Raw genomic sequence first — 20704 nt, 5'->3', positions numbered from 1 at the left:
AAGGAATTACAGGAATGGTATAGACTTCTTGAAAGCATGTCCTTTCAACGGTTGAAAAAATTTATGCAATCAGATTCGGAGCGTTCCACCCGAATGCGACAATCCTTACCTTTCTGGCCGGTTCTAACCGAAGCTGAAAGAAAAGAATTTAAATCTATGGCTGAAGAACAATGAACAGAGAGCAATTGGTACATGCGATACGATCTGCTTGCGAAGAACGGCTTGATTTGTCTAAAGAGGTTTCGGCAAGGGATAGACCGATGAACGCACAGAAAGTTAAGGTAGGCCAAAATGACACCATCTCACCGGTGAACAATAAAGTGGGTACATTAGTGGGTACAATATTTAGGAAAACTACTTATATAGCTTTTTAAGCGTATTTATAGGTTGACTGTTAATCAATTGGTCGTAGGTTCGAATCCTACCCGGGGAGCTCAAGCCTGATTCACATTAAGTGAGTCAGGTTTTTTTGTTTTTTATCTTTCTATAAAATTATTTTTCTAAGATTGTTGGAAAGGGTCCAAACTTGGATCGATAATCTTTGAAGTTATTAGTAAATGGGATGATTGTCTCAAGTTCACCTATTCAAGCAATTCAATCTTATCAATAAGCAGCTCAAAAGATTCCGGTTTTTTATTTCCAATTAGGATGATCAGTTCCTCGATGCTGTTGTGGTCAAAATCAGGGAGTTCAAGATTTCGACCTCTGAAAACAGGGTACATTTCCTGCAGTGGTATATTGACGGTTTCCCACTTCCCTGATGATGCAAACTCATAAACATAAGAATGGCGAATACGACGATTGTTTTTAACCCTGAACTGATACTTTTTTCCGTCACCTTTAATCCGAAGGCGTATATGGTTATCAGGACTCACATTCATCCGAGGAAAAGTATAGCGCAAGGATGAAAAGCCTCCATTGTTTTTGAGAGAGATCTCACCGGTATACCGGCCATGTCCTGCAGCAGTGAGTTCAAAGTTACCCGAAGATCGACCTCCCATAACGACATCATCGACAATACGCCAGTTTTGGAGGTCAGAAGAAGTAGTTAAATCTACTATGGTTTGGCTGTTCATGGTCAAAGTGATAAGGATTATTCCAATCAGGAATTTCATAAGTAAATGGCGAAAAGTTCTCATTGTTTATGAAAACATGAAAGGGGTTATTTCGTTCCATCTGCACTTAAGCAGCAGGACGCTTTTTAAGAATGAATATCAGCAATCCGGGTTTATTCAAATAATCCAATAAAGTCTTAGTAATAGGGTTAATTTTTGATTTTATTGGGGGAGGTTATATCTAACTTAGCCTATTAATGAAATAAGGAATTTAATTACAAGAATTTATGGAATATCTAATCATCGCATTAAAAGTAATTGTCGGGCTCAGTATTTTAAATGTCTGGTTGTTACGATCCGGCAAAGAAACGCAGTGGAGAGGGGGAGACGCAGGAAACCTGGAAGAGGAATTTAAAGCATACGGGTTGCCTGTTTGGTTTATGTGGGCTGTAGGCGGATTGAAGATTTTGTTTGCCTTGGGCCTTTTGGCTTCTATTTTTATTACAGAATATCCGGCACTTGAAACTTATTCCGCATTAGGCATTGCGGCTTTGATGTTTGGAGCAGTTGGTATGCACCTAAAAGTTAAAGACCCGTTAAAAAAGTCATTTCCGGCCTTCACCTTTTTAGTTCTATCTATCGCAATTGGTGTTCTATAGATCACGGAGAACCAACAACAGGTACTTGTAAGCGAGATAGCCGTTTAGCATCATGAAGAAAAATGAGGGGAGAGTCTGATTTAAGGAATCTCCCACCCTTAAGCGTGTGCCGAAAGCGACTAGCATCATGAAGCATAAACCGGCTGCTGACAGAAAACCCACTATGCTGAAGTAAAGTCCCGCTATGAGACTGCAGGCACCTATAAGTTGGGATATTCCTGTCAGTTTCCTTAATCCGTCTCCCATGCCGTACCGATGAAATTCTTCTTTCATGAAGGGGGATCGCAGACATTGCATTCCATAGATCAGAAAGAATCCTGCGATAGCAACAGTGAGGAAAAATATAGAGTCGGACAATCAGCTTCCGGTTAAAAAAAGAACGGTAAGGACAAATGAAAATCAAAAACAATATCTGTATAAGCTTTCGTTCGTTTTGGGGTGAAGTGTTGGCCTTTAAGAAAGAGTGGCAAAATTCAAACAGGGAATACTTAAATATTTTCACAAATAAGCAGCTAATTTAAAGACCGAAATCACATCAGTAAATAACAAAACTACAACTAATAGAGTAACAATAATTAAGCTGTATAAAACAACGGTGAGGAGAAGATATAGTGCTTTATTATCACGGTTATTTTGGGCTATATCGAAAGCTGTTATGTAGAAAGACAAGTACCAAATCAATAAAAATGCGACTGCAAAACCAAGTGTAAATAAATGACCTGCACCGGCTGTAAAGAGTGTCAACATGATGGTTACAATGATGTAGTCGATGTAGAAAATACCGGAGTAAAGATTTAGTGTTTGGCTAAAATGAGTCAAGTTTTTTGCCGGTAAATGCAGCCATATCAAAGCTAAAAGTTGGAATACGAGAGTAATCCCAAAACCAAATACAAAAAATGAATAATAATTTTGGACTGTAAGGGAAAGCCATGGAAAGTAATGGAATATAGCTTCTATCCCAAGATCACTGAATAACAGATGAGAGGCCATGAAGAAAACGAGTCCCCCAAAAATAGCATGGGTAATCATTTGAAGGATACCCCCTGCAACGGCCCGTTCGCGATACCCTAAAATATCATCCACAAAAAACCGGTGGGCAAAAAAGTACCTGATAATTACTGATCGAACGTATGGAAGAAATCGGATTTGAAGGGTAAGTGATGCCCATAAGAAAATGAATATGAGAACCATCCAGTTTGCCTTAAGAAGAGTTGTTTCTTTGGTATTGGGATGGGGTAACATCCAGTTACCGGATGCAGTAAATTCTTTCAGAGCGGTTTCGATCTCAGGAAAATCATTAGTGGCTTCAAGCAGCCAATTGGAATTAATAATTTGGATTTTATCTTGACCATTTTCCGACATGAAGTCAGAAAAATCCTTTAAATCCGATCTTTGATATTCACTATCATCAAAATATACAGCAAAAGGATTTTCAGGGGAAGAAAGCCAATACCAATTCTGATTTTGGACGAAGTAAAAGGGTGTATCAATCTCCTGAACTGCAGTACTAAGAATAGAATTAACCGAGGGAAGAAAATCAGGATGATCGGTTTGGCTGTGGGTTACCACTCCAATTCCCGATACATTAGCGTAAGAACTGTATTCTCTTCCCAGTTCAGTGATTGTTGTACGGAGTGATGACCTTTGCTGTTGAAGCCCCGAAACCGTTAAGAATTTCTGCGGAGATCGAATCAAAAATGAAAAACTGCTGTCCCTGAGAAGAGGTTTGATTTCTTCGCTGACCGGGTATGGTATTTCGATATGGGTAACTCCAAGAGTTTTAAATGCACCCAGTTCTATTTGTGCAGAATAAGTATCACCAGGAACTTCCCATACAATACCCACTTCTGATTGTTGAGCATTGCTTAAAGTGAAAAATCCTGCCCAAAAACTAAGACAGATTGCCATAAGATATGTGGCCTTCTTTTTCACTTATGCTGCAACTTCAGCACCGTAATATTCGGTCAGGGTCGTTTTTTTGATGGGGCGGGCAATCAATGTTGCAGAAGTAGCTTTCGTTACTTCAACTTCTACATAATCGCCGGGTTCGAAATCTTTGCGATCGAATACACACATTTTGTTGGTATCGGTTCTGCCACTCATTTGTTCATCAGAGCGCTTACTGGTTCCTTCTACAAGGACCACATGACGATTACCAATTTCATCTTGATTTCGTCGCTCCTGAATTTCCATTTGCTGCTGAATGATTTCAGTAAGTCGGCGTTTTTTTACATCCTCGGGCACATTATCCTCAAATTTGCGAGCGGCTAAAGTACGATCCCTTTCAGAGTATGCAAACATATAAGCCAGATCATATTCCACTTCAGCCATCAAGGTAAGCGTTTGCTGATGTTCTTCTTCAGTTTCATCACAAAATCCTGCAATAATATCAGTTGAAAGAGAGACGCCGGGAATGATGGATTTCATTTTCTCAATCAGCTCGAGGTATCCTTCCCGGGTGTAAGGCCGGCGCATGCGCTCCAGCATGGTATCACTACCGGCCTGTGCTGGAATATGAATGTAATTGCAAAGGTTTGGACGTTCTGCAATCAGGTTTAACAAATCATCCGGGAAATCTTTCGGATGGGGCGAGGAGAATCGGAATCGCATCTCGGGATCAACTTTACTGGCTTCATCCATCAATTTCGTGAAAGTGTTTTCACCGTCAAGGTAGGAGTTTACATTCTGTCCCAGTAAGGTCACTTCTTTATAGCCTTCATCGGAAAGTTGTTTGATTTCCCGTAAAATTGATTCCATTGGACGACTGCGTTCCCGTCCGCGGGTAAACGGCACTACACAAAATGCACACATGTTATCACAGCCACGCATAATAGAAACAAAGGCATTAACGCCATTTCCGGTCGTACGAACGGGAGCGATATCGGCGTAGGTTTCTTCCAGAGAAAGGAGAACATTGACGGCTTTGCGTCCATCTTCCACTTCTTGTAGGAGGTTAGGGATATCACGGTAAGCATCGGGGCCTACAACGATATCAACCAAGTGTTCCTGCTCAATAATTTTATCTTTTATGCGCTCGGCCATACAGCCTAACACACCCACCGTCATTTCTCCTTTTTCCTTTTTGATGGAGCGGAGTTCTTTGAGTCGATTCCAGACCTTGGTTTCGGCATTTTCCCGAATGGAGCAGGTGTTAACCAGTACCACATCGGCTTGTTCTGCTTGGTGGACGGGCTTCATACCTTCTTCCAAAAGGATAGAATTTACGATTTCAGAATCCGCAAAATTCATTTGGCAACCGTAAGTCTCTATGTAAAACGTTTTGTCAGTCACTACGCTAAAATATTTTTTGAATGAATATAAAAGTACAAATTATTCCTCTTCAGGACTATCAGGCCAAACCTCGGGATGATCTCTCCAACTCGAAAGCAGGTCTAAATCATCACCGGTTATAATTCCTTTTTCCACTGCTACATTAACCAATGTTTTGTAATCGGTAAGGGTGTAAACGGGAACATCAATGTCTGAAAATCTTTGTGTGGCTTTGTCAAAACCGTAGGTAAAAATAGATAATACAGCTTCAACATTAGCTCCCACAAACTGCAGGGCTTCTACCACAGAAATGGCAGAGCCACCGGTAGAAATTAAGTCTTCAATAACCACCGTTGATTCACCTTTTTTAACACCACCTTCAATCTGATTACCCATACCATGTGCTTTGGCTTTAGCCCGCACATAAGCCATTGGTTTGTTCAAATTAGCTGAGACCCAGGCAGCGTGTGGGATTCCGGCGGTGGCTGTGCCCGTTACAACATCAATATCATTAAACTTTTTTTCAATGATTTCGGTGAATTCATTTTCAATTTCATTCCTGATCTCAGGATAACGCAGCGTTAACCGATTGTCACAATATATAGGCGAATTCCATCCGGAAGTCCATGTAAATGGGTCGTTAGGCCGTAAAACCACGGCATTAATATCAAGCAGGTGAGCCGCAAGCTCACGGGCAAATGAAGTGTTAAGTATCATAAATTATTTAATTCTGTTATTGGTACCGCTGCGATGAGTAAATTTCTATATCATCCCAAATAAATTTGGCCACACAAAAATAAGGGTTTTTAAGCACATTAGCGCATATAATCCTGCTAATAAATCATCCCCTAAAATTCCGATCGTACCTTCCTTGTTTTGGATCTTATTTATCCCGAATGGTTTAATAATATCGAAGATTCTGAAGAGAATAAACCCTGCTAATAATATGATAATATCCGAGTGGATATTTCCTGTGAAGGTAATGGCTGTAAATGTGAGGCTTTGCCCCGCCCATTCGTCAATAACCATTCGTTGAGGATCTTTTCCGTATTCTTCTTCAAAATGTGGAGCCGTCCAAAATGAAATGAGGATAGCCAATATCATCAGCAAGAGTAAAAGAAGATATACTTCTAAATAAATAATCCCGAAAATGATCAGTAACGCTGCTAAACTACCCGCTGTACCGGGAGCATAGGGAGAAAGTCCGGAATAAAAGCCGGTACCTAAAAAATCTTTTAACCTCTTCATGATGTTGAAGACTGACTATTAATGATCTTTCGGTTCACCCAAAAATATTCAATACCGGAGTAGAGAGTGAGTCCGGTTACAAAAAGCATGGCATAATACAGGTAACCGGTGTTGAAGAATTGCATAGCAACACCAGAAAATTCGATGTCGGCCTGTTTAAATACTCCAATAAGAAGCACAGTATATAAAAAGATCATTTGCACCAAGGTTTTCGCTTTGGCGGTAACCCGGGTTTCCATGCTTATGTTTTTCTTGCCGGCATAAAGACGAAGTCCGGTGACTGCTATATCCCGAGAAACAATTACAATAACTGCCCACCATGGGAATTGTGTAGTATCTAAGAAAGGCAGGCAGAGAAAGCCTGCGAAAGTTAAAAATTTATCGGCAAGAGGATCTAAAAACACCCCAAATTCACTTTCCAACTTATAATAGCGGGCAATTTTCCCGTCGAAATAATCAGTCAAAGCGGCTACTGCAAATACGGCGATACTCAATGAGCGCCATATCAGTTCGTCCTGAATGTACATGAACAGAAAGACAGGGGCTAATATCATCCTTAAGCCACTGAGTATGTTGGGGATATTTTTCATGAAAAATTTTAAAGAAATTTCTACACCAAACTTACGGATGAATTCAATTCATAACACAAACGAATTTCATTGATAAGCGCAAGTTACAAGCTGAAAGGTTCAAGTGAATATTAAAGGCCTTGCACCTCGAACCTAAAACCTTGTACCTCTGCTTACTTGAAATAGCTGTGGAAATTGGGTGGCTTAATGTAGAATTTATGCCCCATGAAAGCACAGATCATCTCTATTGGCAATGAACTTCTTATTGGTGATACCGTTAATACCAATGCATCCTGGCTGGGTGAATTTTTAACCGGGCTGGGATTCACCGTTACCCGGGTGCATACCATTTCAGATGGATTACAGATTATAAAAGATACTCTTAACCAAGCCATTTCAGAGTCTGATTTAATTATCTGTACCGGAGGATTAGGTCCAACGCATGATGATATGACCAAAAAGGCGGTAGCAGAGCTGTTTGATGTAGGGTACAAACTTGATGAACAGACTTTGGAGTATGTAAAGTCAATGTTCAAGAAAAGAAATATCCCATTTTCAAAATCAAATTACAGCCAGGCTGAAGTTCCTGAAAACGCAGAGGTTCTTTTCAATAAAGCCGGCACAGCTCCGGGCATGTGGTTTAATGAAGATTGTTGTATTGCCGTACTTCCGGGCGTGCCTTACGAGATGAAGTACCTGATGGAGAAAAAGGTGTCTGAAAAATTGCGCGAAGTTTTTGGTGATATTGGATACGTGTATTCCCATTATATAAAAACAGCCGGGATTGGTGAGAGTACACTGAGCGATGAGGTGTTAGGCGATTTATCTAATCATTTCCAAAATGGAGTGAGTTTGGCTTATCTGCCGGCAGCCGGAGGAGTAACATTGAGGCTCAACGGACACGGAAGTACGAAAGAAGAGGCTAAGCAGTATGTGCAGGCATTAAAGGATATCATCTATCAAAAGGCGGGAAAATATATTTATGGGGAGGGAAAAGATTATTCCATCAGTGAGGCTGTTGGTAAGCTTTTAAAAGAACAGGGAATTCGCATTTCGGTAGCTGAAAGTTGTACCGGGGGATTGATTGCAAACACCTTTACAGATGTACCCGGAAGCAGTAATTATTTTAAGGGTGGCATAATTTCGTATGCCAATGAGGTGAAAGTAAATCAACTCGGGGTATCTGAGAAGGATTTAGTCGGAGTTGGTGCAGTGAGTAAAGAGGTAGCTCTCCAAATGGCAAAAGGAGTGGCAGAACGATTGGGTACCGAAATTGGAATCTCAACCACGGGAATTGCAGGACCGGGTGGAGGCACGGAGGAAAAACCGGTCGGAACAGTATGGATGGGTTTCTACAAAAAAGGAGAGGAACATTTTGCCATTAAAGCGATGTTTACTAAAGATCGTTTGATTAACAAAGAACGAACAAAAATGGTACTATTGGAAGCGACACGTCGTATCTTAGCGGGTATAGAAGAAATGCCCTATGATCTTAAAAAACAGCTTTCTTGAGAATATTCATCATTCTACATATTGCTTTATGGTTGTTGCCATGCCTGATTTTTGCTCAGGATGCAGATTCATTGCGAACCGACTCACTTAGAACAGAACTACCCCTTGGCGGGTTTGAAGAACAGGCAGATACCTTAGCCCAAGAAGATCAGCCGGAGCCTGGACAGGTGACTCCGTGGAAAGAAACACATGGACTTAGAGCAGAAGCTGTAACCAACGACAGCCTCCTTAGATGGCAAATATGGCCAAATTGGGGAGATCTTTTTGCTTACCGTAGGGATGTTATTTCTTTCCGGCAGGGGACTATAGGCAGGCTCGATGCTTTTCATATCAACGGTTTTCAACCCTACGAGCAAGACATAAGTCTGGAGGGTATTTCTTTGAACAACCCCATCACGGGACTGCCAAATTATAATTTAGTTCCACATCGTAAAATTGGATTAGCTACGGAAACCTTGTCCGGGAATTATGAATCAGATTTACAAATCAGAGACTATTACCTCACCAAACCAAGGAGTTACCTCAATTATGATGAAGCCGGTGGATCTTACAGAAATCTTGAGTTCTTAGTTTCTCAGAATTTTACCGAACAGACGAATGTCGAGATTTCCTACTGGGATCGCAGAGGAGGATCTTATTATCCCAGAAGTAAAGTAGAGGGAAATCAGATTGTAGCCCGTGCGTATCACCATTTGAGTGAACGGTTGCTACTCAGAGGATTGCTTGTGAGTAATCAACTGACGAATGAGGAACCATTTGGATACAATATTGGTGATCCTGCACAATTTCCTTTTAGTGAATTTAACTCAACACCTCTTGTTTCATCGGCGGAATCTGAATTTAACCGGCGGGATATTAAGTTGGGTCTTTATCACCGGAAAAACGAACATGAATCTGAAAATGCAGGCATTGAACTATTTCACACCAAAAACGAATATGATTTAACTTTTAGTGGAGATACTCTTTCCAGATATATAAACTCATATGGCGCAAATCTATTCAAAAAAATTGACTGGAAAGGCTTCAATTTTGAAGGAGAATTGAAGGCTACACAACATTCGTCTCCCAATAGAAGTCCAGTTGAACTAACAAAATGGTCAGAAGTGGACGTTGGTGCAGCATTGGAGTACGAATTATTTGATGAAATGACTTTATTTGGAAGCACCAAGTTATCAAACCGAAGTGATGACAAAAATGGATATGATGTAACCGGAGGAGCACGCTTAGAACTATTGAGTCGTTTGGGGATTGAAGGAAGTGTCTCCAGAACAAGCCACATACCCACGATACAATCATTGTATTGGCAATCAAGCAATTACAGAGGAAACGAGAGCTTAGAAAATGAGGAAAGTGTTTCTATGTTGGCAAAGCTTGATCTGCGTTTAACTTCCTCTTTAACTTTTGGTGCAAAAGGACGATTTAAGATTGCCAGTAATTCCACTCATTTGACGCAAGACAGTACGTTCACCAACAGCTCAGATTATGAGCAACTTTCGGCAACAGTTTTTGGGAAATTTGAAAATAACCTGCTTGAAATTGAAAGTTCGGGAACGGTCCAAGATGTAAGCTATTCTGATGTAAATGCAGCCAATGCCGATTTAAATCATTTAGACAGGATAGTATGGATACGAAATTCAGCATTTGTAAAAGGGTATGTTTTTGATCGCGCTGCTTATCTGAAATTAGGGGTAAAAACCTTATTATCCCCATTCTATTACAGTGCCCGAACATTCAATACGGAGTTGGGTTATTGGCAGGGAAACAGTACCTACCAAGAACTTCCTCCTTTTTTCAGATTAGATGGAGAATTATCGGCCAGGGTGAGAGGAATTATGGTAGTGTTGCGATATGAAAATGCACTTGATGGATTTGGTCAGGCAGGCTACTTTGAAGCGGCCGGATTTCCGATGCCGCCACGTCGATTAATAGTAGGAATCAGAGCACAATTTAGAAACTAATATGAGTATAAAATACATTTTAAGAGAAGGTTATACCGGTATTAAGCGTACCAAACTTGCAGCTACTACGTCCATTTTCTCGCTCTTTATTGCCGTATTGTTGTTGGGTTTGCTTACCCGAATTGGTTTTAATGTGTATAGTCAGGCAATGTCTATAAAAGACTTGATTGAAGTTGAGGTCTTTCTTTTTGATGTAGATGAACGGACCACCAATCAAATTCGTCAGCAGCTGGAGCAGGAAGAGCTGGTACAGGATATCACCTACATCTCTAAAGACAGTGCATCAGCTGTGATGCGCAGAGAATTTGGTGCTGGTGTGGAAGATTTGGCTGAATTGAATTTTTTACCGGCTTCCTTTCGTCTGGGAGTAGATACAGAAGCGGGGGCAGAACAAATTGAGACGTTAGCATCCCGGTTAGGAAATATACGGGGGGTGGATGAGGTGGTATACAATTCTGCGTTATTGCGGGTGATGGAGTCTAATCTGAATACCTTCACACTGGTGGGTGGAGGTATTGGCTTTTTAATACTGTTAGCGGCGTTGATCTTAGTGTATAACACTATCAGGCTTACCATTTATGCCAAACGTGATTTAATTCGTGCTATGAAACTGGTAGGAGCTACCAACAAGTTTATTCGAAGTCCTTTTATAGTAGAGGGAATATTACAAGGAGTGATAGCAGGTACTTTAGCTGTGTTGAGTGTCTTTTTAATTTTCGAATTTGCTATCTCGTTTTACATCGCCGACTTAGGGGCATTAGAATGGCCATTCGGAAGATGGTATTTTCTTTCGGCTGCCATGCTGGTTCTTTCCATTCTAATGGGATGGTGGGGCAGTAGATGGGCCGCTCGCAGGTTTATCAAGGAAACCTATATCTCCGGCAGTTAAAGCGGCTGTACGCTAAATAGCGACTTTACTGTCAGATTCTTGTCTTTTTTTGCAAGTTTCCTTATCGGTGCAGGTGCCAAAAAAGTGCAGTGAGTGCCCGTCAATATCCATGTCGTGAATCTCAGAAAGCATCCGCTGAATTTCACCTATGCGCGGATCACAAAATTCAAGCACGTGGCCGCATTCCCGGCATATAATGTGGTCGTGCTGTTGATAAGCATAAGCACGTTCGTAGTAATACTGGCTTTTACCAAACTGTTGGCGCTGAACTAAACCGCACTCAACCAATAAATCCAGTGTATTATAAACTGTTGCCCGAGAAACACGGGTTCCGTTTTCTTTCATTCGGAAGAAGATATCATCGGCATCAAAATGTCCATCTGCAGTATAGATTTCTTCCAATACCATAAAACGCTCAGGGGTTTGCCTTTGATTGCGTTCTTTTAAGTATGAACGAAATATTTCCTTTACTAAATTTACTGTATCTTCGTGTGCTGGATGCGCCATAATGTTCAATTTGTTTGCCTAAATATACGAGTTGAAAGTTCCTTATGAAATGCGTGCTTTTGATTACAAGAATATTATATTTCCAGCGGATTACTATTTGGAATAAATCAGCAAATTATGCCTACAATTGTCCCATTTGAAACATTGCCGGAACTTTTTATCAACCTTTCGAAGAAATACAAAGGAGCTGGTAAAAAACCCTTCCATTATAAACCCACCACCGATGCGGATTATCAACCCATAGATTGGGATCAAGTGACCGATGATGTGTATTCATTGGCCGCCTACCTTATTGAAAGGGGGATTGAAAAAGGAGACCGTGTTGGAATTCTGAGCGAAAATCGGTACGAATGGGCGGTTGTTGACTTGGCTATTCAGTTGGTAGGAGGAATTAATGTGTCGTTATATACTACTTTACCACCCAGCCAAAGTGCCTATATCTTAAATGATTCCGGCGCTAAAATATTTTTCGTTTCTACAGGATTTCAGCTCAAAAAAGCTGTTGAAATATTCGATGAATGTGAGGCAGTGAAAGAAGTTGTGGCTTTTGATGAGCCAAAGTTAGAGCATCTGCAGGAAGAAAAGTATGTGCGCATGTTTGATGATGTGTTACTTGAAGGTGGTAAACATTTAGAAGATCATAAACAGACAATTAAAGACCGGGTTAAGGCTGTAGAACCGGATGACGTAGCCACCTTAATTTATACCTCAGGTACCACGGGAAAACCCAAAGGAGCTATGTTAACACACAATAATATTGTGAGTAATGTAAAGGCAGCAACGCAGCATATTTATTGGGATGATAACGACCGGTTACTTTCCTTTTTACCGCTATGTCACTCGTTTGAGCGAACGGCAGGATATTACGCTATGATTTCGAGTGGAGTTGAAATTTACTATGCAGAAAGTGTAGATACGGTTTCAAAAAATATGCCGGAAGCTAAGCCTACCATCATGATTAGCGTACCTCGATTGTTTGAGAAGATGTACAACTTAATCGTCAAAAGTGTAGAAGAGGGCAGCGATACCAAGAAAAAAATATTCAACTGGGCTGTGGAAACCGGGCGTAAATATTCAGAAGGGAAGCGTGGGTTGGTTACTCTGCAAAAGAAAATAGCAGATAAATTGGTGTTTGATAAGCTTAAAGAACGGACCGGGGGGCATGTTCGATTATTTGTGTCAGGTGGAGCAGCTCTTCCTCCTGAAATTGATACTTTTTTCCAATGTGCAGGAATGAATATCCTACAAGGATATGGGTTGACGGAAACTTCGCCCGTAATGGCTGCCAATAAACCGGGACAGGAGAAAGTTGGTGTGGTAGGGACAATCATACAAGGAGTGACGGTAGGTATTAAAAGCTTGGAAAATGGAGAACTGTTAGCTGAAATAAGTGGGGAAGATTACCCGACAGATAAAAGCTCAGAAGCCGGGGAAATTCTTTGTAAAGGGCCTAACGTGATGAAAGGGTACTGGAATAATGAGGAGGCCACTAAAGAGATGATAGACGACGATGGATGGCTTCATACGGGGGATGTAGGAAAGTTTGATGAAGGTTTTTTGAAGATAACGGACCGAATTAAGCATATGATTGTAAATGCAGGTGGTAAAAATATCTATCCCGGTCCGATAGAGGATCTTTTCAAAACCAGTAAATGGATTGATCAAATCGTAGTGGTTGGAGAAGCACAAAATTATATGGCGGCTATCATAGTACCGGATTTTGAAGTTTTGGAGAAATTTGCCAAAGAGAAGGGCTTGAGCTTTAGCAACAATGAAGAACTTATCGACCATGATGAGGTCAGAGATATTTATAAGAAAGAACTGAGATCCTTTTCCAAGGATTTGGCCTCTCACGAAAAAATCCGGGATTTCAGATTGGTTCCCAATGAATTTACCGTTGAAACAGGAGAAATCACCCCAACCTTAAAGGTTAAGAGAAGGGTTATAGCTGATAAATATGGCCACCTAATTGATGATATTTTTGAAGATGATTAAGGGGTGAGAAATACTATTAGCAGATTGGGTTGGAATAACCAATAACCAATAATCAATTTTCAATAATCTGCGGAATCCTTTAATCCGATTAATTAGTGGTTCTTATTCACTCATCTTGCGACAATATATATTTATAGCCACTCTACAAATTAGCAAAAGAGTTCCTTTCCCCTTTCTTTTGTACCGACAAAAGAAACATCCCGCATCCGCGGGACTAAAAGAAATCAATGCCCCTTCACCGGGCTTGCTTGTAATTTTAGTGCCATGCGGTTTGATTTCTTTCTTAACGTTCTGTCAGCTTCCCTAAAATTCGTCCGTTTCTTAACGCATTTTTTTCTAAGGCTGAATAACTTTATTACTTTTATACCTTATGAGGTATTCCAGTACAATAGCTATAGGTTTCAACCATGAAGGTGGGGGTTTAGGGAGACCAAATTTAAAATTGGTAAAAAAGAATTATAAAAAAAGGCCTCATTGAGGCCTTTAGTGTAAATATTAAAATTTAGTTGGAAAAAAGTGTAGCGGTAAATTAGTTATCCTCTAAATTTCCAAAAGTTGAAGCATCGGCTTTACCGCTGGCAATATCTTCTAAGCGCTTAACAGCGGGCCATAAAGTCATTGCCTTATCGAGAGTATTGTCAATAACATCATTGATAACCGGATAGAAATATTTGATTCCCCAAATTTGTCGAGCCAATTCTGCTTTCATTCTTCCCTCAAGAAGCCAGGATACTTCTTCAAAATGACCTGAAGGAACGAACAGTGAATCATTCCTAAACGAAGGAGAGTCAACAGTGTCAGCGACAAACATACCTCGATCTAACAACATTGATTTCACATCACTAAGCTGATTTTGATCCCATTCATAATTTTCTCTGAAGTTCTGAAAATCATCTTCCCATTCTGCTCTGAATTGTTCGTTGTTTTCATCCAAAAATGAACGAACATAATCAAAAGCAACACGCTCTCTTATGGCAAAGTTAAAAACGTAGGCTGATGTTGTAGTATCATTTGGTACAATGTAATCAGGAACAATACCACCGCCACCGTAAACAGTACGACCGGCATCGGTACTGTATTTTAGAGAATCAGGGACATGATTTATGAATTCAGAGGCGTCATTCATAGCATCATCACGCCGGTAAATTTCATAAGCGTATTCTTCACCTCCTTCTACAAATGGTTTTTGAATCATACGTCCGGAAGGTGTGTAATAGCGAGAAATGGTAACACGAATACTGCTTTTGTCAACCAACTCATACTGTTGCTGCACCAAGCCTTTACCGAAAGTACGCTTCCCCACAACCAAACCACGGTCATGATCTTGGATGGCTCCACTCACAATTTCGCTGGCAGAAGCAGATCCCTGGTTCACAAGGACGATAACCGGTTTGTCTTTAAAGGTTCCGTCTCGACGTGAAAAATACTCTCCGTTAAATCTCTCATGCTTACTTTTAGTGGAAACAAGTTCGGTGCCCTGTGGAAAAAATTCTTCAGCAATAGCTATAGCCTGACTTAAATATCCTCCCGGATTTTCCCTAAGATCTAAAACCAATCGCTCCATGCCTTTTCCTTTGAGATCTTCAGCGGCATCCATAAATTCGTCATGAGTAGTAGCTGCAAACCGGTTTATTTTGATGTAACCCGTTTTGTCATCAAGCATGTAAGCTGCATCAAGGGTGTACAATGGAATATCATCTCGAACAATGGTGAAGTTGATAGGTTGCTTTTCGCCCGGTCGTTTGATGGTTACATCAACTTCAGTTCCTTTTTCTCCTCTGAGTCGTTTTAATACCATCTCATTGGTAAACCCAACAGAGGAGGTATCTTCAATTTGAATGATGCGATCTCCGGAACGGATTCCCAATTGCTCACTGGGGCCTCCTGAGATAGCTGAAATAACGGTTATAGTATCTTGAATAATCTGAAACTGTACGCCAATACCCTGGAATTTTCCGGCAAATTCAGCCTGAATCTGCTCATTATCTTCTGGTTCAATATAAATGGAGTGAGGATCTAATGTTGAGAACATTCCCCGGATGGCATGTTCCGTAAGCTTGGTCATGTTTTCATCGGGACTATTATTGCTTATGTATAGATAAGCTTTTTCAAAATTGGTGAAGGAATCTCGTATAGAATTAATCTCAATATCCTGAAAAGCAGTATCAATAGTTGTTTCCGCTATTTGAAGTGTGGAATCTTCGAGGTTATCAACCATATAGCGGATACTTGCTTTATACATTTCGGGAATATCCGGCTCGCCAAAATAATTAGAGACAATACTGCGCTGTGCCTGATGATATTTGGTAAGGTTCTGGGTATCATCATCACCGGACTGAAGAACCGGATCAATACCTGTAAAACGGAGGGCAGAGAGTATTAATAGGATTAATAAATTGGGGTAGATTATTTTTTTCAAATGCATAAAAAACATTGTTTGTCTATAGAGTGTACGTATTTGATACCGACGTCAGATTCAGAGTTACGATAACACAACGATTGTAACAATAATAGTAGTATTGAACAATCCTTAAATGTTAAAATAATAACGAACCGAAAGTTCCTTCAGTTCATCAACACCAAAGGAATTTTCGATTTTTTGTTACAATATGTAATGGCTCAGATCTTTGTCTTTTACAATATCGGTAAGTTGCTTGTCTACATATTCTTTGTCGATGGTAATTTCACCGGAACTGATATCATCTGGAACCGCGAAAAGCAGTTCATCAAATAAGGATGACATGATGGTATGAAGCCGGCGCGCCCCGATATTTTCGACGGAAGTGTTCACTTCAGCGGCAATACGGGCAATTTCTTTAATAGCATCTTCCGTAAAATCAATTTGAACTCCCTCACTGTCCAGCATTGCGATATACTGTTTTGTGAGAGCGTTCTTAGGTTTCGAAAGAATATCGATAAAATCATCTTCGGTAAGTGAATTCAATTCAACCCTGATTGGAAAACGTCCCTGAAGTTCGGGTATCATATCAGAAGGTTTGGATACATGAAATGCTCCGGAACCAATAAAAAGGATATGGTCTGTATTCACGATACCGTGCTTGGTATTTACAGCACTGCCTTCAACGATTGGGAGGAGGTCGCGCTGAACCCCTTGTCGGCTGACATCAGCACCGCCTTTGCCGCCACTGTTAGATGAAGACTCGGCGATTTTGTCAATTTCGTCAATAAAGACGATTCCTTGTTTTTGAACTCGCTCTAAAGCTTCCTGAACAGCAGACTCATGATCAATCAGTTTTTCTGCTTCTTCCTCAGTTAATAACTCCCGTGCTTCACTGATAGGTACTTTTCGCTTAGACTTTTTATTTCCTTTGCCAATATTTCCCAGCATATCCTGTAGATTGATTCCCATCTCTTCCATGCCTTGGGGACCAAAAACCTGCATCATAGGGTTTTTGCTTGATTTTACTTCAATCTCAATTTCCCGGTTTTCGAGTTCGCCGTTGCGAAGTTTTTCCCGAAAGCGTTCACGGGTTCGTTCATTAAGCTCAGCGTCACTTGCATCCTGGGGATTGAAATTTTCTCCGGAAGTGCTGCTTCCTTTGAAACCAACACCGGTTTTTTTGACGGGTGGAATCAGGATATCAAGAATTCTTTTTTCAGCATTTTCAGCTGCTTTTTCTTTCACTCGATCCTGCATTTCCTGCTTTACCATACTGATGGCTACATCCGTCAAATCCCGAATCATTGATTCAACATCGCGACCAACATACCCAACTTCGGTAAATTTTGAAGCCTCTACTTTCATAAATGGAGCATGAGCAAGCCGTGCAAGCCGGCGGGCAATCTCAGTTTTACCAACACCGGTAGGCCCGATTAGTAAGATATTATTAGGTACAATTTCTTCCCGGATTTCTTCATCTGCATTAAGACGTCTCCAGCGATTTCTTAGGGCAATGGATACAGATCTTTTAGCTGAATTCTGTCCGACTATGTATTTGTTGAGCTCAGCTACAATTTGCTGAGGGGTTAAATTCTTTTCTTCAATAGGTTGCATATCAATCTTCAATTTCTAAAACAGTAATATTATGATTGGTGTAAATGTCAATATCAGCGGCAATGTGCAGGGCATCTTTAACAATATCTTGGGCGGAAAGTCCTGATGAATGTTTTACCATTGCACGGGCTGCAGAAAGGGCATAAGAGCCTCCACTGCCAATAGCTGCGATTTCATCATCCGGTTCAATAACGTCTCCTTGTCCGGATATCACCAATGCTTTTTCATTATTCATGACCACAAGCAAAGCCTGAAGTTTTTGCAAAAATTTATCTTTACGCCATTCTTTAGCTAATTCAACAGCGGCTCGTTCCATACTGCCGTTATACTCGTTTAGCTTTTCCTCATATTTTTCGAAGAGGGTGAAGGCATCGGCAGTTGAGCCTGCAAAACCGGCTAATATTTTACCTTCATATAGTTTTCGCACTTTCTTGACGGTGCTTTTCATGACAGTCTTATCCATCGTGGCCTGTCCGTCGCTGCCAATAGCAGCTTTACCGTTATGGATGACCCCCACAACGGTAGTTGCATGTAATTCTGATAAACTCATAAATATTTTTTTGTGAAAAGGTTACAAATCAGGGTACAAAAACCAAGCCAAGCATTAATTTGCAGACTTATAATACTTGGAATTTCCCCGTCCGTTCGATTTGTCATTATTACCTGACGATCTGCTCGAAGATCTGCGCTCTTTTTTGGAGATGTCGAGGCCATCTTTATTTCCTTTTCCGCTTTCAAGTTCAATCAGCTCTCCTTCACGATCCAGTACTTCCTCTATCGACTCATCTCTCATTACAATATCAGTAATATCGATATCGGAGCCGACGAGGGTGGCTCGGAATTCATTCATAGATACGGTTTCGTCTCCAATCAAAGAGATCTTTATACGGTATTTAGCCATCCATTTCCATCGGGTACTGAACATCCCTTTGGTAAGCACAGATTTCAGGTACGGATTAACATAAAGATCAACGGCGCGGTAACTTGTGTTGTGCTTGAATTTACTTAACCAAGTTTCAAGATCAGTCAGAATGGTGTCTTCAGTTACCACATTTCCAGAGCCACCACATACCGGGCAAACTTTGGAAACGGAGTTTACTACACTTGGACGAATTCGCTGGCGGGTGATTTGAACAAGTCCAAAGTCACTCATACCAATTACATTTGTTTTGGCAGGATCTTTGACGAACTCCTTTTTAAGCTCATCGTAAATCTTCTTGCGGTTTTTATCGTTACGCAGGTCAATGAAGTCAACCACAATAATTCCACCTATATCTCTCAGGCGTAACTGCTTAGCAATTTCACGAGCAGCTTCAAGGTTGGTTTTGAGCGAGTTATCCTCTTGATTCTTTTTAGCCGCATAAGGACCGGAGTTTACATCCACTACATACATAGCCTCAGTTTGCTCAAAAATCAGGTAACCACCCGATTTCATTCTTACCCGTGGACTAAATATTGAATTTACGTCATGAGCAATTTTCATATAATCGAAAATATGCTCTCTGCCCTTATAAAGCTCGACATTGGGAACCATTTGCGGTGCAATCTGACTCACATATGATTTAATCTGCCGGTACATTTCCGGATCATCAATCAATACACGATCATAGTTTTTAGCAAAAAGATCCCTGATAAGACTTTCTGTCATATTTAGATCCCGGTAAAGCAGGGCAGGAGGTTTGGCTTCATCAAGTTTGTCGACAATTTTCTCCCATTTCAGCAATACATTGCGGAGATCTTCTTCAAGGGCTTTTTCATCTTGTCCTTTAGCAACCGTTCGTACAATCACTCCAAAACCATCAGGCACCATATTGTTAAGGATGCCTTTGAGACGACGACGTTCTTTGTAATGCCCGATTTTCTTGGAAACAGCAATATAGTCGCCCATAGGAATAAGTACCAAAAAGCGCCCGGCAATAGTGATATCGGTAGAAATTCTCGGTCCTTTGGAGCCAATGGGTTCTTTAACAATCTGAACCAACAGCTTTTGACCGGTTCTGAGCATTTTTCCGGCAAGTATTTGCTTTTGGACGTTAGAGAGATTGTCCTTATTGGCTATATCTTTTTTAGCCTCATTAGGGATCGCATTTGGCCCATTTAGCTTAGTGATATATTCATCAAGATGATCGCCGGCATCAGAAAAGTGGAGAAATGCATCTTTAGGGGTGCCCATGTCGATAAAAGCGGCACGAATACCACTCAGCACCTTATGTACCTTGGCTACATATATGTTACCAACAGTACGCTGGTTTTCTTCTGTTTCTATGAAAAGTTGCGCTAATTCGCTTTTTTCTAATAACGCAATACGGGTCTGATTTCCCGAAGAGTGAATTATAATTTGATTCTTCATTAATATTCTTCCTTTCCCGGAAGCGGCTGCTACCCCTGCATACTAACCATCTAATTAAATTGTGTTTGAAATTTATTATGCTCTCGTGAACATGAGAGGGGTTAGAAGCAATCGAACGAGCGGCTGCTTCGGGAGTAATATCTGTTAAAATTGTTTTGTTTGGGGATTCCTTTTTGGAATCAGAAAAGAGTTTCTGCGTTACAAATGTGATTATGAGTGTGCAGAGATAGAAAAAATCGATGATGGCATCGGTACAAAAGCTCGTCAATGATGCCTTCAAATTTTGTTTTAGGTATGTATTTTGTGCGTTATGCAATCGAAAATAGTTTATAAAAAAGCGTGGAAATCAATTTCTTCGTTCTTTTAATATAACTGTGAAAGGGCATTAATGTAAACGCTTTTATGGATTATTTTCTCTGGGTGAGATATATCACAGTAATGCCTTTTGTACCCTTATGCTCAAACCTTCTCCCAAATTCTGAGAATTTGTAACAGAACAAAAAAAGCAATGAAACTTTGTTAAAAAATGAGTTCGATTAAAAGTTTCAAGAAGTTGTCATCCCTGTAGTATTAGATAATTCGATAACAAAAGTTTAAGAAAGTGAATTCTCCCCTGGAGGGGAGATAAATCAGTCAGTTGTTCCTGTCCCGATTTTTTCGGGATGAGGGGTGTTGGT

17 protein-coding genes are annotated in these 20704 nt (G+C 40.5%); 5 read left to right on the top strand and 12 right to left on the bottom strand.

Features of this window, described 5'->3' with window-relative positions; translation table 11 throughout:
* Positions 1-581: 581 nt before the first annotated feature.
* On the bottom strand, positions 582-1115 hold the full coding sequence (locus RI561_RS12805) for a CIA30 family protein (RefSeq protein WP_395080642.1): 534 nt from the start codon (positions 1113-1115) through the stop codon (positions 582-584).
* Between the two features lie 227 nt (positions 1116-1342).
* Here RI561_RS12805 and RI561_RS12800 point away from each other — a divergent pair, with 227 nt between their 5' ends.
* Entirely contained in the window at positions 1343-1714 is a 372-nt protein-coding gene (locus tag RI561_RS12800) for a DoxX family protein (protein ID WP_395080641.1), read from the top strand.
* Here the strand turns inward: RI561_RS12800 and RI561_RS12795 are convergent.
* The 6 genes from RI561_RS12795 to pgsA all read right to left on the bottom strand — a co-directional run bounded on the left by RI561_RS12795 (position 1709) and on the right by pgsA (position 6822).
* Positions 1709-2071, bottom strand: a complete 363-nt coding sequence (locus tag RI561_RS12795; RefSeq protein ID WP_395080640.1) for a DoxX family protein — start codon at positions 2069-2071, stop codon at positions 1709-1711. The two genes, RI561_RS12800 and RI561_RS12795, sit on opposite strands and share 6 nt — an antisense overlap.
* A 141-nt stretch (positions 2072-2212) precedes the next feature.
* Positions 2213-3622 carry a hypothetical protein gene (locus RI561_RS12790; RefSeq protein WP_395080639.1) on the bottom strand — a complete coding sequence of 470 codons (1410 nt, stop codon included), beginning with the start codon at positions 3620-3622 and terminating at the stop codon, positions 2213-2215.
* A gap of 24 nt (positions 3623-3646) precedes the next feature.
* The gene (gene miaB, locus RI561_RS12785; protein WP_395080638.1) at positions 3647-5005 is read right to left on the bottom strand and encodes a tRNA (N6-isopentenyl adenosine(37)-C2)-methylthiotransferase MiaB; all 1359 of its coding nucleotides are present in this window, start codon (positions 5003-5005) and stop codon (positions 3647-3649) included.
* A gap of 39 nt (positions 5006-5044) precedes the next feature.
* Positions 5045-5701, bottom strand: a complete 657-nt coding sequence (pyrE, locus tag RI561_RS12780; RefSeq protein ID WP_395080637.1) for an orotate phosphoribosyltransferase — start codon at positions 5699-5701, stop codon at positions 5045-5047.
* A 45-nt stretch (positions 5702-5746) separates the two neighbouring features.
* Positions 5747-6232, bottom strand: a complete 486-nt coding sequence (locus tag RI561_RS12775) for a phosphatidylglycerophosphatase A (RefSeq protein ID WP_395080636.1) — start codon at positions 6230-6232, stop codon at positions 5747-5749.
* Entirely contained in the window at positions 6229-6822 is a 594-nt protein-coding gene (gene pgsA, locus RI561_RS12770; protein ID WP_395080635.1) for a CDP-diacylglycerol--glycerol-3-phosphate 3-phosphatidyltransferase, read from the bottom strand. Before pgsA ends, RI561_RS12775 begins: the two co-directional genes overlap by 4 nt.
* A gap of 204 nt (positions 6823-7026) precedes the next feature.
* On the opposite strand from pgsA, the gene RI561_RS12765 reads away from it, so the two are divergent.
* Genes RI561_RS12765 through RI561_RS12755 form a run of 3 tightly spaced genes read left to right on the top strand, consistent with a single transcriptional unit; the run spans position 7027 to position 11160 of the window.
* On the top strand, positions 7027-8313 hold the full coding sequence (locus tag RI561_RS12765; RefSeq protein ID WP_395080634.1) for a competence/damage-inducible protein A: 1287 nt from the start codon (positions 7027-7029) through the stop codon (positions 8311-8313).
* Complete coding sequence (locus tag RI561_RS12760) at positions 8310-10271, top strand: putative porin (RefSeq protein ID WP_395080633.1); 1962 nt, start codon at positions 8310-8312, stop codon at positions 10269-10271. Before RI561_RS12765 ends, RI561_RS12760 begins: the two co-directional genes overlap by 4 nt.
* Before the next feature lies 1 nt (position 10272).
* Positions 10273-11160: a cell division protein FtsX gene (locus tag RI561_RS12755; RefSeq protein WP_395080632.1), complete on the top strand. Its 888-nt coding sequence runs from the start codon at positions 10273-10275 to the stop codon at positions 11158-11160.
* 12 nt (positions 11161-11172) lie between these two features.
* Here the strand turns inward: RI561_RS12755 and RI561_RS12750 are convergent, their stop codons facing one another.
* Positions 11173-11667, bottom strand: coding sequence for a Fur family transcriptional regulator (locus RI561_RS12750; protein WP_395080631.1), 495 nt, complete (start codon positions 11665-11667; stop codon positions 11173-11175).
* Between the two features lie 117 nt (positions 11668-11784).
* Here RI561_RS12750 and RI561_RS12745 point away from each other — a divergent pair, with 117 nt between their 5' ends.
* Positions 11785-13662 carry an AMP-dependent synthetase/ligase gene (locus RI561_RS12745; RefSeq protein ID WP_395080630.1) on the top strand — a complete coding sequence of 626 codons (1878 nt, stop codon included), beginning with the start codon at positions 11785-11787 and terminating at the stop codon, positions 13660-13662.
* Positions 13663-14191: 529 nt separating this feature from the next.
* Here the strand turns inward: RI561_RS12745 and RI561_RS12740 are convergent.
* The 4 genes from RI561_RS12740 to RI561_RS12725 all read right to left on the bottom strand — a co-directional run bounded on the left by RI561_RS12740 (position 14192) and on the right by RI561_RS12725 (position 20027).
* The gene (locus RI561_RS12740; protein WP_395080629.1) at positions 14192-16087 is read right to left on the bottom strand and encodes a S41 family peptidase; all 1896 of its coding nucleotides are present in this window, start codon (positions 16085-16087) and stop codon (positions 14192-14194) included.
* A gap of 177 nt (positions 16088-16264) precedes the next feature.
* Positions 16265-17677 carry an ATP-dependent protease ATPase subunit HslU gene (gene hslU, locus RI561_RS12735; protein WP_395080628.1) on the bottom strand — a complete coding sequence of 471 codons (1413 nt, stop codon included), beginning with the start codon at positions 17675-17677 and terminating at the stop codon, positions 16265-16267.
* Position 17678: 1 nt separating this feature from the next.
* Positions 17679-18227, bottom strand: a complete 549-nt coding sequence (gene hslV / locus RI561_RS12730; RefSeq protein WP_395080627.1) for an ATP-dependent protease subunit HslV — start codon at positions 18225-18227, stop codon at positions 17679-17681.
* A 54-nt stretch (positions 18228-18281) separates the two neighbouring features.
* Positions 18282-20027, bottom strand: coding sequence for an Rne/Rng family ribonuclease (locus RI561_RS12725; RefSeq protein WP_395080626.1), 1746 nt, complete (start codon positions 20025-20027; stop codon positions 18282-18284).
* Positions 20028-20704: the final 677 nt, after the last annotated feature.

The sequence above is a fragment of the Gracilimonas sp. genome, from assembly GCF_031581265.1.
Classification (GTDB): Bacteria; Bacteroidota; Rhodothermia; order Balneolales; family Balneolaceae; genus Gracilimonas.
Note: the sequence above shows the minus strand (reverse complement) of the source record. Positions and strands in the feature narration are given on the sequence as shown.